The organism is Pectobacterium zantedeschiae (genome assembly GCF_004137795.1).
GTDB lineage: Bacteria > Pseudomonadota > Gammaproteobacteria > Enterobacterales > Enterobacteriaceae > Pectobacterium > Pectobacterium zantedeschiae.
On record NZ_NWTM01000002.1, the window covers coordinates 511201 to 524715 of the forward strand.

Here is a 13515-nt window from a genome sequence, read left to right on the forward strand (position 1 = left end):
AACACATAACAGTGAACACATTATGATCATTATTGAAGGTCAAAACCGGGCGAGGATTGGCCCGGTTCGGGGGCATTATAGCAGGAGCGGTGAAATTACCGCCAGTGGTCAACGCTGGGGAGGGAGACAGACGCCGATACCGCCTAACCCACAGTAGCCGTTCGGATTCTTGTGCAGGTATTGCTGGTGATCATCTTCTGCATAATAGAACGGGCCAGCAGGCTCGATTTCTGTGCTGATAGCGCGGCCATCGCCGTTTTCTCTCATCGCCTGCTGAAAGCGTTGAAGGCTTTCCTGTGCGGCCTGTTCCTGCTCGGGCGTAAGCGTGTAGATAGCAGAACGATACTGGCTGCCGATATCACCGCCCTGACGCATCCCTTGTGCGGGGTCGTGATTTTCCCAGAATAATTGCAGCAACTGATCGTAGCTGATAACCGCAGGATCGAAAACGACACGCACGGCTTCGGCGTGGTCGGTTTGCCCGCTGCATACTTCACGGTAGGTAGGATTGGGCGTGTAGCCACCGATATAACCCGCTGCCGTGCTGTAGATGCCTGGCTGTTGCCAGAACAAACGTTCTGCACCCCAGAAGCAGCCCATTGCAAAAATAGCGACAGACATGTGGTCCGGCACATGCGTCATGGAATGTTCATGAACGACATGCAGTCTGGCCACCGGCATAGGGGTGGAACGCCCCGGTAAAGCATCGGATTGCGTAATCCGTTGCGTCTTATCAATCGAATTCATCACGTTGTTAACTCCAGCTAGACTGGGTAAATAACCCGTTTTCATGGAAAGCATAACCAAGAACCCTTGGGCTGTCTTTATATCTTAATCGTGTTTAATGTTAAGGTAATGTTCCTCTTTAATGCAGCACATTGATGTTTGCAGGTGAATATCTATTTTTAAGATAGAAAATTAGTATTTTTCACTCATATCATGCAAAGTTAATAGGTGATTTTGGCGCTACGTGGCGGATTGTCAGGTAAGCGTACAGCAGTGGCCGTCAACGCGGCGGGCGAAGTGATAAAAGCCATGCTATAGGTTTTAGGTGACAGACAGATTTATCAGGGAGCTCAGTGACTATTTTCATTGCAAAAAGACGTTTCACTTCAAAGAACAGTCTCATTGGAAAAAAAAGCGTTACCGGGCAAGGCATAGCAGGACAAAAAAACACCCTTGCTGGCTGCGGTAAACCACGATACCGGATTCTTGGCCTGATGTGTGCGCTGCTCATGTTAGCACCGGAGAGTCAGGCGGCGAATGTACGTCTGCAAGTCATGGGGTTGGAAGGGCAGCTACAAAAGAATGTGCGAGCTCGTTTATCCACCATTGCTGGCGATGAGGTTAATGCCGATGGGCGTTTTCGTTCGCGCGTTGATGAAGCGATTCGTCAGGGGTTGCGGGCGTTAGGCTATTACGATCCCCAGATTGGTTTTGAATTCCGGCCTGCCGTTAATGGTGGGCGACCGGTTTTAATTGCCACGGTTACGCCCGGGGAACCGGTAAAAATTGCTGGGGTGAACATTACCCTGCGTGGCGGTGCGCACGACGATAAAGACTATCAACAACTGGTTAAAGACGATCGTCCTGAAATTGGTTCCGTCTTGAACCATAGTGATTATGATCGTTTTAAAAGCGGGTTGAATGGCTTGTCATTACGAAAAGGCTATTTCGATGCACTCTTCCAGCAAAGCCAGCTCGGTGTGATGCGGGAAGAGAGAGAGGCATTTTGGGATATCGATTTTGATAGCGGGGAACGTTATCGCTTCGGTGCTGTTCATTTTCAGGGCTCACAAATCCGCGATGACTATCTGCAAAATCTGGTGCCATTTCATGAAGGCGATGCTTATACCAGTGAGGATCTCGGCGAGCTAAACCGCCGTCTTTCCGCGACGGGGTGGTTTAATTCCGTCGTCGTGTCACCCGATTTTGAACAGTCAAAAAGCACCAAAGTTCTGCCTCTGGAGGCGGTGGTGACGCCGCGAACCCGCAACCGCATCGAAAGCGGGGTGGGTTATGCCACGGATGTTGGCCCACGTTTTAAAACCACCTGGAATAAGCCTTGGGTGAATTCACGGGGCCACAGTCTGGAAAGCAGCCTGAGTGTGTCTGCGCCGGAACAATCGCTCGATTTTAGCTACAAAATTCCCCTGTTGAAGAATCCGCTTGAGCAGTATTACCTGTTGCAAGGTGGCTTTAAGCGCGAAGATCTCAACGATACCAAATCCGATGGTACGACGCTAAACGTCGCCCGCTACTGGGATCTTTCCAGCGGCTGGCAACGGGCGATTAACCTGCGCTGGAGTCTCGACCACTTTACGCAGGCAAGCGTAACGGATACGACGATGCTGATCTATCCGGGCGTCAGCATTAACCGAACCCGCCAACGCGGCGGACTGATGCCGGTATGGGGCGATACGCAGCGTTATTCTATCGACATTTCCGACACCGCGTGGGGATCGGATATCGATTTTGCCGTCATTCAGGCGCAGAACGTCTGGATTCGCACGCTGGCGGATAAACACCGCTTTGTCGCGCGCGGCAATTTGGGCTGGATCGAAACCAATAACTTCTCTCGCGTCCCGCCCTCACTGCGTTTCTTCGCCGGTGGCGATCGCAGCATTCGTGGATATAAATACAAATCTATTTCGCCGCGCGACAGCGACGACAAATTGACCGGTGCGTCCAAGCTGGCGACCGGCTCGCTCGAATACCAATATAACGTGACGGGAAAATGGTGGGGCGCGGTTTTTGTTGATTCAGGTGAAGCAGTGAATGATATCAAACGGAGTAACTTCAAGACCGGTACGGGCGTCGGCGTGCGCTGGGCCTCGCCGATTGGCCCGGTGAAACTCGATGTTGCCATGCCGATCGGCGATGCAGAGAAGAAGAACGATGTTCAGTTCTATATCGCACTGGGGCCTGAATTATGATGGATGATAAAAACGAAAAAAAAGCACAGGATTCGGTGACAGAGGAAAACGTCACGCAGAATAGCATGCCGACAACGCCAGCGCGGAAAGGGCGCTGGTGGAAAAAGATAGGTATTGGGATCGTCACTTTCTTATTGCTGCTCATTGTTGGCGTGGGTCTGCTGGTGGGAACCACGCCGGGCCTGCATCTGTTGCTGAATACCGCTGCACGTGTGGTGCCAGGGCTCAACATTGCCAGCGTGAGTGGTGGCTGGCGTGATCTAACGCTGAAAAATGTCAGCTACGAAATGCCGGGCGTGACGGTAAAAAGTGATGAATTCCATCTGTCGCTCGCGCTGGGGTGCCTGCGCAAAAGCCAGTTATGCATCAATGATCTCTCGGCGAATCGCGTTGATGTCGTTGTGGATACCAAAGCCTTGCCAGCGGCGGCTGAGCCACCAGCGCCCTCAGAGCCTGTCACGGAAATCTCAGCACCTTTCCCGATTTCTCTGCGTCAGTTGGTGCTCAACAGCGTTCAGGTTACCGTTGATGACACGGCGATTTCTCTGGGCGAATTCCGTACGGGAATGCAGTGGGAAGGACGTGCGCTGACGCTATTGCCGACCAAAATTAGCGCGCTGCTGGTAGCTTTGCCGAAAACGCCTGTCGACGTACTGGAAGACGGCAAAGTGACGGCGGCTGAAATGGCATCCGTCATCAAAGAAACGGCGGCGAATGTACGCGAGGCGGCCGAGCAAGGCTCTTCGCAAACGCTTCAAATCGATAAAGTGCTAGAGGCAAATAATACGGTCGCAGCAGCCACGACGACGGCTCCGATACCGACAGCATCGACGCCAAAAGCGGATAGCGCATCTGACAAGCCAGCAGAGCCTGAACAGCCTCTGGGTGAACGCCTGAGCGAATTGTTTTCCAAACCGCTGTTGCCAGATTTACCGCAGTTCACGCTGCCGCTGGATCTGAACATCGTGGAGATTCATGGTGAACAGCTGCGGCTAACAGGCGATCAAGATATTTTGATTAATAACCTGTTCGTGCAGGCGTCGACTCAACAGCAGCATTTGCGTCTGGACAAGCTGATCGTGCAATCGCCGCAGGGCGGATTGAATGTGCGCGGTGAGGCGATGCTCAGTGATAACTGGCCGGTTTCACTGACGGCGAACGGTGTGTTGAACGTCGATCCCCTCAAGGGTGAAAAGCTGAAACTATCGGTCGACGGCGGCCTGCGCGAACAGCTGAATGTGGCGCTGAATCTCTCGGGGCCGCAGCGTGCGCAGTTGGATCTGCAAACCAAACTGGCGGAAGTTGGGCTACCGCTGGCATTGACGCTGCAAACCGAACGTGTGCGTTGGCCGCTGACGGGGGCAACACAGTATCAGGCCAGCAACGTCAGGCTGCGTTTTAATGGCAAAGTGACCGACTACGCACTGTCGCTGCGCGGCGATCTCAGCGGCATGGACATTCCTCCCGCGACGCTGCTGCTGGATGGTAAAGGTAATGATCAGCAGTTTACGCTGGGCCGCCTGCGGCTGGCTGCGTTGCAGGGCAACGCCGATCTGAGTGCGCTTATCGACTGGAGTAAAGCAATAAGCTGGCGCAGTGAGCTACTGCTGAACGGGATTAACACCGCGAAACAGTGGCCCGAATGGCCCGCTAAAATCGACGGAAAAATTACGACACGCGGTAGCGTCTATGGCGGTAGCTGGCAATTGCAGGTGCCTGAACTGCGTCTGGACGGTAACGTGAAAGCGAACAAGCTCACGGCCAGAGGTGAACTACGCGGTAACGCGGCGGGTCAATGGATAATACCAGGGCTGAATGTGGCGTTAGGTCGTAACCAGCTGAATGTTAAAGGCGATCTGAGCGACAAGTGGCAGTTGGATGCGGACATCAATGCGCCGTCGTTGGATGGCATGTTGCCCGGTCTGGCGGGGCGTGCCATCGGCACACTCAAGCTACGTGGCAATCTGCGTGAACCGCAGATGTTGGCGGATATCACGGCTTCCGGGTTGCGCTGGCAGGCTATCACGATTAGCCGGGTGAGGGTGGAAGGCGATGTACGCTCTGAGCAGCAGATTCAGGGCAAACTCGCGGTGCGTCTTGAAGAACTGAAGCAAGACGGCCTGAATATTAGGCTGTTAACGCTGGATGCCAGCGGCAATGAGAAACAGCACCAGCTCCGGCTGAACATGCAGGGTGAGCCGGTAGCAGGGCAATTAGCGCTTTCTGGTAGCTTCGATCGTCAGGAGCAGCGCTGGCGCGGCACGCTGAATAATACCCGCTTCGATACCCCAGTAGGGGAATGGCGTCTGACGCAGGATATGGCGTTGGATTACCAGAATACGCAACAGAAGATCACGATTGGAACGCATTGCTGGCGTAACCCGAACGCAGAACTTTGTGTACCAAAAGCGATTGAAGCGGGGCCGAGCGGACAGGCCAGTATTCGACTGAACCGCTTCGATCTTGCCATGTTGAAACCGTTCCTGACGGAAGATACCGTGCTGGCCGGGACGTTCACGGGCGGCGCCGATATCAGTTGGCAGGCGGGACAAGGCTTACCGCAGGCGAAAGTATCGCTGGTGGGCAACGGCATAAGCGTTCGCCAACAGATGCAGGGCAATACGCTACCGATTGATTTCGACACCTTTACGCTGAATGCCGGGCTCGATCGCGGGCGGGCGCAGCTCGGCTGGCTGATGGCGATTCGGGAAAACGGGCGCTTCAGCGGTGATATTCAGGTGACCGATCCACAAGGTCGGCGCAATCTTGGTGGCAGCGTCACGATCAACAATATTTCGCTTGCGTTGCTCAACCCTGCGTTGAGTAAAGGAGAAAAAGCCGCAGGGATACTGAATGCGAACCTGCGTCTGGCGGGAGATATCGCCCGCCCTCAGCTATTCGGTCAAATGGTGCTGGAACGGTTGGATATTGATGGCAACTGGATGCCGATTGACCTGACCAACGGGCGACTGGCGGTGAATTTCAGCGGGATGTCCTCAACGCTGCAAGGTTTCCTGAAAACGGACAATGGACAGCTGAACCTCGGTGGGAACGCTGACTGGTCGCGGCCTGATGCCTGGCGTGCGCGAATTGCCGCGAAAGGTCAGAAGCTGCGGGTGACGATTCCACCGATGGCTCGATTGGATGTTTCACCGGATATTGTTTTCGAAGCCACGCCGCAACTGTTCGCGTTAAACGGCTCGGTCAGTATTCCGTGGGCGCGAATTGTCGTCAAAGACATGCCGGAAAGCGCGGTGGCGGTGTCGTCGGATGAAGTGATGCTCGATGCCCAGCGTCAGCCGCTGAAGAAAGCCAGCGCTGCAATTCCGATTAACAGCAATCTCACGATCCGCGTTGGTAATGATGTTCGGCTGGATGCGTTCGGGTTGGCTGCTCGTCTACAGGGCGATCTGAAAATGGTTCAGGACGAGCGTGGGCTGGGGCTAAACGGTCAGATCGATATTCCGTCCGGCCGCTTTAAAGCCTATGGGCAGGATCTGATCGTTCGTAAGGGACTGATTTTGTTCTCTGGTCCACCCGATCAGCCAATCCTGAATATCGAAGCCGTTCGTAACCCAGACAACACCGCTGATGATGTCACTGCTGGGGTGCGCGTCACCGGCATGGCTGCCACGCCGAAACTGGAAGTCTTCTCCGATCCGACGATGTCGCAACAAGAAGCGCTCTCTTACCTGTTGCGCGGGCAGGGTTTGGACAGTGGTGGAGCAGATAGCTCGGCGATGACCTCAATGTTAGTAGGTTTAGGGGTTGCACAAAGTGGTCAAGTTGTGGGTAAAATCGGCGAGGCCTTTGGCGTAAGTAATTTAGCTCTGGATACACAGGGTGTTGGCGATAATTCTCAGGTTGTCGTCAGCGGCTACGTCCTTCCGGGTCTGCAAGTGAAATATGGTGTTGGCATATTCGATTCTTTGGCAACGTTAACGCTGCGTTACCGCCTGATGCCAAAGCTATACTTGGAAGCGGTGTCTGGAATTAGCCAGGCATTAGATGTGCTCTATCAGTTTGAGTTCTAGCGATGCGAATTATTGTTTACGGCAGTTTACGACGCAAACAGGGAAATAGTCATTGGATGACAAATGCGCAATGGTTAGGGGATTGTCAGCTCGCCGGTTTCGAGCTGTACAATCTCGGCCATTATCCGGCAGTCGTCCCCGGCGATGGAGAAATCCATTGTGAGGTCTATCGCATTAGTTCGTCGATTCTGACGGAACTGGATGCGTTAAAACGTGACGGTCACGAATACCAGCGTGAGCTGATTCCCACTCCTCTGGGCAATGCCTGGATCTATCTGTACAAACACTCTGTTGATGGGCTGATGCGTATCGCCAGCGGCGATTGGCTGAAGCGCAATGAAGAAGAGGCTTGAGGTCAAGCCGCCAATCAAGTCATTATCTCCATAAATAAAAACACCGCGTAAAGCGGTGTTTTTGATCGTGCGGAATAGTTGATCGCGTCGCGCTTATTTGTTTTTCGCGCGCTCGAAGGAAGCAACGATTTCAGCTTTTGCCGCTGCCGCGTTATCCCAACCTTCAACTTTCACCCACTTGCCTTTTTCCAAATCTTTGTAGTGTTCAAAGAAGTGGCCGATCTGTGCACGCAGCAGTTCAGGCAGGTCGTTAACGTCTTTAATGTGATCGTATTCTTTGGTTAGCTTGCTGTGCGGAACGGCAACCAGCTTGGCATCTTCGCCTGCTTCGTCGCTCATTTTCAGCACGCCAACAGGACGGCAGCGGATCACTGAGCCTGGCTGCAACGGATACGGGGTCGGTACCAGGACGTCAACCGGGTCGCCATCCAGAGACAGCGTGTGGTTGATGTAGCCGTAGTTGCATGGGTAGAACATGGCCGTAGACATGAAACGGTCTACAAACAGTGCACCAGTATCTTTATCAATTTCATATTTGATTGGATCGGCATTCGCGGGAATTTCAATCACTACATAGATATCTTCTGGCAGATCTTTACCTGCCGGAACATCGTTCAGACTCATGTCAGTTTCCTTCTCTTAAAACCTGAAATAGCGTGGCCGTCATTATAGCCAAAAAGCGTTTAATGTCCCTGACTTTTAGCGTACTGAGGCGCCACAGGTTAGCGTGGGTCGTTTAAGTAAAAATACTTTCGTTACTAAAGTTTCTTTAAAGAAAGCAGGCTTGCTACCGATAGAAGCATGATCGAGATCACGTTATGTGGAGCATTTCTCCGCATTTACTTATTAGTTGTAATTTCAGGGAAACAAAAATGTTAAGAAACATCACAATCAAGACGAGCTTGATTGCTTTGTTAGGAACGATGGTACTGCTCTTGTTGCTGGTTTGCGGAATTGGCATCACTTCAATCAATCAGGGAATTACTTCGCTTACGACAATCGACAAGATTCAAGGCAAAGAAGTCACCGCGCTGGCTGGGAGCTATACCGCCTCGCTGCGTGCAAGAACAGGGGCTGCCTTGGCGGCTCGTCAGATGGAAAATGGCCTCACCGATCTTGCAAATGCGTCGGTAGCACGAGCGGAAGCCTATACGGCGCTTTCCCACAAAGAAATGACGCGTTTTCTTTCCTATGGCACCGTAACGGAACGCGGCGCCAAAATGGCGGCAGAGGTTAAAAGCAATTACGAGCAGTATATGAGCCTTGGCGTTCAGCCCATGGTCGATGCGCTGAAACGTGGTGATGTGGCTGCTTATTACGTGTTATTGCAGGACGTGCTACCACCGCTTAGCGTTAAGATGGATAAGGTAGCGAATGAGTTCCGCGACTTTGGGCTGGAAGTTGGGGAAAACATGCTCACAGACGCAGAAAGTTTTGCGTTTGATCGTCTGGTGATCATCGGTATTGCCTGTGTATTCGTTCTGCTGCTGGTATTGGCTGCCTGGATTGCACTGAAGCGTTCCATTTTGTCTCCGCTTGAAGAAACCGTCGTCCAGTTGGAGTTTATTGCCCGTGGCGATCTAACCCAGCGTATTGCCGATGGTGGCGATAATGAAATTGGCCGCCTGATTCAGGCGATGAAGGCAATGCAGCATTCGTTGGCAACCGCCGTTGGCCGCGTCCGCGATGCGGGTATGCAGATTGATGTTGGTACGCGCGAGCTTTCTTCCGGTAATACCCATCTGGCTGCTCGTACGGAAGAGTCGGCATCATCGCTGGAAGAAACCGCAGCCAGTATGGAACAGTTGACCGCCACGGTAACGCTAAATGCTGAGAGTGCGGAGCAAGCTCATACGCTGGCGCAAAATGTGTCTGATATTGCCACTAAAGGCAGCGAAACTGTGGGGAACATGATCGAGAAGATGCAAATGATCTCCAGTAGCTCCGCACGTATTGGCGATATTCTGGCAGTGATTGACGGCATCGCGTTCCAGACCAATATCCTGGCGCTGAATGCGGCGGTTGAAGCTGCGCGGGCAGGTGAGCAGGGGCGTGGCTTTGCTGTCGTGGCGGGTGAAGTCCGTAACCTGGCGCAGCGCAGCGCGCAATCGGCGAAAGAGATAAAAACGCTGATGGAAGAATCCCAGAGCCGCGTCAGTGAGGGCACCGTTATGGCAAAAATGGCGGGCGAAACGATGAATGACGTTTCTGACGCGGTGGCACGTGTGACATCGCTAATGCGTGAGATTTCAACGGCAACGCGTGAGCAGAGTAATGGCATTGGGCAGGTGAATCTGGCGGTATCGCAGATGGATGAGGTTGCACAGCAAAATGCATCTTTGGTCGAAGAATCCGCAGCGGCTACGCGCTCATTAGAGGATCAGGCGCGTCTGTTAGCAGAAAGCATGGCACAGTTTAAAGTGCAGTCGCAGGAGTTTGCCGCCATCGGCCGATTCTAATATCCCCGTCATACTTCAAGCTGCATGTGCGTTGGCAATACTCGGCTCATCTCTGAGCCTCGCCCTGAAGGGCCGCCGTAAACGGCGTTCAAATTGGTTAAACCAATTTGTCCTCGCTCACCCCAGTCACTTACTGATGTAAGCTCCTGGGGATTAATGGACCTCATAAATGGGGTCCACCCTTCGGGCCAGCGCTAGCGCTGTTCAAATCGGTCAAGAACCGATTTGTCACTGCGTCGCCGCCTGCCTGCAACTCGAATTATATAGGGGATATATTTTTTGCCTTACTTTTCACTCTTCGGAGGACGTATTCTCGTCTTCCGGTTTTTTCTTCTTGCGCAGCTTATCCCAGATTTTACTTTCCTGCCCTCGCCATAGGCGTTGGATATTGTCGTGGTGACGCATCAGGATCAGGCAAGAGAGCATGGCGACGGGGAAGGTAAATTGTGGCTTGAACCACCAGACATAAAACGGTGCGATGAGCGCACTAACAATGGCACCGAGCGAGGAATAGCCGCTCAACAATACGGTCAGTAGCCAGGTACCGGTCATCAGACCCGTCAGATCCCAACCGATTGGAGCGATAGCGCCAAGAGCAGTTGCCACGCCTTTACCCCCGCGAAAGTGGAAAAAGACTGGATAGATATGGCCGAGGCAGGCGGCGATGGCAGTTAACCCGAGGTACAGCGGAGCAACGCCCAGCGCGTAAGCAGCCCAAACTGGCAACATGCCTTTCAGAATGTCAAAAACCAACACGGTTGCTGCGGCAGCTTTGCCGCCAATACGCAATACGTTAGTGGCTCCGGGATTGCCAGAGCCATGCTGACGCGGATCGGGCAGCCCAGCAATTCTGCAAAACAAAATCGCACTGGAAACAGAGCCACACAGATACGCGATTAACATCATACCAAGCGCGGTAACACTCATAACGCGATTCCGTTTAATAAGGGTCGTTTTACTCTTCTCATCTGTGGATAATACGCACATTCCGTCGGAAGTGGTATCCGACAGCGACAAAAACAGAGAACGGCGTGATGGATATCGTATTTATTGAAGAACTTACTGTAGTCACTACCATTGGTGTTTACGATTGGGAACAGACTATCCAGCAGAAACTGGTGTTCGATATCGAAATGGGCTGGGATAACCGCCAGGCAGCAGCCAGTGACGATGTTAAGGACTGCCTGAGCTATGCTGATGTCAGCGATGCGGTGATTGCCTATGTGGCAAACCAGCGTTTTGCTCTGGTGGAGCGTGTTGCTGAGGAAGTCGCACACATGTTGATGCTGCGCTTCTCCATTCCCTGGCTGCGCATCAAGCTTAGCAAGCCGGGCGCAGTCGCGCAGGCGCGTCAGGTTGGGGTCATTATTGAGCGTGGCGCACGATAAATCTGATTTAACAGAATAAATACGGGTTTACGTGCAACTAAATCGTAACCTGAATAGTCTATAAGCCACTTGTAGCGGCTCGCGAAAGTACGTGGCCGCTTTTTTATGGGCTGCATTTTCGTTTTTATTAGAGGCAAGGATTTTTAGATGACTGACCTGCATTCGTTAATAATCGCATTTATTCTTGGCGTGGTCGAAGGACTGACCGAGTTTTTGCCCGTATCGTCTACGGGGCACATGATTATTGTTGGTCATTGGTTAGGGTTTGTTGATGAGAAAGCCAAGACGTTTGAAGTCATTATCCAGCTTGGTTCAATTCTTGCAGTTGTCGTCATGTTTTGGCGTCGTCTCTTTGGCCTGATTGGTATTCATTTCGGTGAGGTTCCGCATGAGGGAAAAACCGCTGGGCGTCTTAAACTGACGCATATCCTGTTGGCGATGATCCCTGCGGTGGTACTTGGTCTGGTTTTCCATGACGTGATCAAATCATTGTTTTATCCACAGAACGTGATGTATGCGCTGGTTATCGGGGGCTTCCTGCTGCTAGCCGCAGAATGGTTCAAGCCAAAAGAGCCGCGTGCCGTGGGGCTGGATGATATTACTCATCGGCAGGCATTTATGATTGGCTGTTTTCAATGTCTGGCGCTGTGGCCCGGTTTTTCACGTTCGGGGGCAACCATTTCCGGCGGGATGCTGATGGGCGTAAGCCGTTATGCGGCTTCTGAGTTCTCTTTTATCCTGGCGGTTCCCATGATGATGGGTGCGACCGTTCTGGATCTGTATAAAAGCTGGCACTTCCTGTCGCTGGCTGATGTGCCGATGTTTGCCGTTGGCTTCGTGACGGCGTTTGTCGTGGCGCTGATCGCGATTAAAACCTTCCTGACAATCATCAAACGCATCTCGTTTATCCCCTTCGCGATTTACCGTTTCATCGTCGCGGGCGTGGTTTACATGGTGTTTATGTAAGACTGAGAGTTTAGGTTAACGCTATATAAAAAAGAGGCCACGCATTAGCGTGGCCTCTTTTTTCAGGGCGTGCCGGATATATCCGGCTGTTGTGCTTTCCAGTCTGCCAGTGCATGAATACGGCGGCGTACCAGTTCATTGCGCACGTCAATGCCCTTAAAACCATCGGCGACAACGCTTGCACTGCTGACCTGGCTGGCGACGTGGAAGGCTTCACGCAAGTAATCCCCTTGTGGATAAGGATTTTCTTCAAAACCAGCTCGGCCTCTGGCATCGGCTTCGCTAGTCAGCGCGAGCTGTTCCAGACGCTGCGGCTTGCGCCAGACGTCAATCGCATCAAATAACTTCATCAGGGTTTTAGGTTGCAGTATCTGCACGGTATGAATCAGGTCATGGTATTCCGCAACCAGCTTTGCCAAATCGCGAATCGGATTAGGTACGCGTAGGCGCTGACAGAGTGCTTCAACCAGCTTGACGCCCGCAGGACCGTGTCCATGATGCCGTGGCCACAGTTCGGGCGGCGTTAGCCCTTTTCCTACATCGTGACACAGTGTGGCAAAACGTACGTCAATCTCAGGGCTGAGGCGTGCGGCCATGGCCACCGTCATCATGGTATGAATACCGGTATCGATTTCCGGGTGCCATTTTGCAGGGGCGGGCACGCCATAGAGATTATCAATTTCAGGAAACAGCACGGCCAGTGCGCCGCAGTCACGCAGCACCTGAAAATAGACATCTGGCGACGACGTACCGAGCGCCTTTTCCGTCTCTTTCCAGACGCGTTCTGGCGTTAGGTAAGCCAGCTCGCCTTCATGCGCCATTTTTTGCATTAGCGCCATGGTTTCTTCTGCAATCTGGAAGCCGAGATGAGCAAAACGCGCGGCAAAACGGGCGACACGCAGAACCCGTAACGGATCTTCGCTAAAGGCTTCGGAGACGTGGCGCAGTAGGCGATTCTCGAGATCGCGACGGCCGTGATAAGGATCGACCAGATCGCCCTGCTCGGTACGAGCTATGGCATTGATGGTCAAATCGCGGCGGAGCAAATCCTGCTCTAAAGTGACATCTGGTTCGGCGTGACAGACAAATCCGGTGTAGCCTTTGCCAGACTTACGCTCGGTACGAGCGAGTGCGTATTCATCGCGGCTGACGGGGTGTAAGAAGACGGGAAAATCTTTTCCGACCTGCTGGTAGCCCTGCGCAAGCAGGTGCTCTGGCGTAGCGCCGACCACTACCCAATCTTTCTCAGTGACGGGTAAACCCAGCAGGCTGTCCCGAACAGCGCCGCCGACAAGGTAAATCTTCAACGTCGGGCTCCTGAATAAATAACCAATACTTCATAACATACTACCATCTTTGCGCCGTCACGTTGGTCACAG

Annotated in this window: 10 protein-coding genes; 6 read left to right on the forward strand and 4 right to left on the reverse strand. The window is 52.8% G+C overall.

All coding sequences use genetic code 11. From position 1 onward, the window contains the following. Positions 1–108: 108 nt before the first annotated feature. On the reverse strand, positions 109–747 hold the full coding sequence (gene msrA / locus CLR69_RS16935; RefSeq protein ID WP_129712383.1) for a peptide-methionine (S)-S-oxide reductase MsrA: 639 nt from the start codon (positions 745–747) through the stop codon (positions 109–111). Between the two features lie 473 nt (positions 748–1220). Between msrA and tamA the strand changes: the two genes are divergently transcribed. From tamA to CLR69_RS16950, 3 genes are read left to right on the forward strand one after another with little or no spacing between them, the layout of a single operon-like run. Next, positions 1221–2936, forward strand: a complete 1716-nt coding sequence (gene tamA, locus CLR69_RS16940; protein ID WP_129712106.1) for an autotransporter assembly complex protein TamA — start codon at positions 1221–1223, stop codon at positions 2934–2936. Then, complete coding sequence (gene tamB, locus CLR69_RS16945; RefSeq protein ID WP_129712105.1) at positions 2933–6970, forward strand: autotransporter assembly complex protein TamB; 4038 nt, start codon at positions 2933–2935, stop codon at positions 6968–6970. The genes tamA and tamB overlap by 4 nt, the downstream gene beginning before the upstream one ends. 2 nt (positions 6971–6972) lie before the next feature. Further along, positions 6973–7323: a gamma-glutamylcyclotransferase family protein gene (locus CLR69_RS16950; RefSeq protein ID WP_129706447.1), complete on the forward strand. Its 351-nt coding sequence runs from the start codon at positions 6973–6975 to the stop codon at positions 7321–7323. A 93-nt stretch (positions 7324–7416) separates the two neighbouring features. Here the strand turns inward: CLR69_RS16950 and ppa are convergent, their stop codons facing one another. Continuing rightward, on the reverse strand, positions 7417–7947 hold the full coding sequence (ppa, locus tag CLR69_RS16955) for an inorganic diphosphatase (protein WP_048262061.1): 531 nt from the start codon (positions 7945–7947) through the stop codon (positions 7417–7419). Between the two features lie 248 nt (positions 7948–8195). Between ppa and CLR69_RS16960 the strand changes: the two genes are divergently transcribed. Beyond that, on the forward strand, positions 8196–9782 hold the full coding sequence (locus tag CLR69_RS16960; RefSeq protein ID WP_129712104.1) for a methyl-accepting chemotaxis protein: 1587 nt from the start codon (positions 8196–8198) through the stop codon (positions 9780–9782). 291 nt (positions 9783–10073) lie between these two features. On the opposite strand, the gene plsY is transcribed toward CLR69_RS16960, so the two are convergent. After that, positions 10074–10709, reverse strand: coding sequence for a glycerol-3-phosphate 1-O-acyltransferase PlsY (plsY, locus tag CLR69_RS16965; RefSeq protein WP_129712103.1), 636 nt, complete (start codon positions 10707–10709; stop codon positions 10074–10076). A gap of 107 nt (positions 10710–10816) precedes the next feature. Between plsY and folB the strand changes: the two genes are divergently transcribed. Together folB and bacA are read left to right on the forward strand one after the other, a co-directional pair. Continuing rightward, positions 10817–11170 (forward strand): bifunctional dihydroneopterin aldolase/7,8-dihydroneopterin epimerase, encoded by a 354-nt coding sequence (gene folB, locus CLR69_RS16970; protein ID WP_129706441.1) that lies wholly within the window; start codon positions 10817–10819, stop codon positions 11168–11170. 147 nt (positions 11171–11317) lie between these two features. Beyond that, a complete protein-coding gene (gene bacA / locus CLR69_RS16975) occupies positions 11318–12136 on the forward strand; it encodes an undecaprenyl-diphosphate phosphatase (RefSeq protein WP_129706439.1) in 819 nt (272 codons plus the stop codon). A 62-nt stretch (positions 12137–12198) separates the two neighbouring features. Here bacA and CLR69_RS16980 read toward each other — a convergent pair whose 3' ends face one another. After that, on the reverse strand, positions 12199–13443 hold the full coding sequence (locus CLR69_RS16980) for a multifunctional CCA addition/repair protein (RefSeq protein WP_129712102.1): 1245 nt from the start codon (positions 13441–13443) through the stop codon (positions 12199–12201). Positions 13444–13515: the final 72 nt, after the last annotated feature.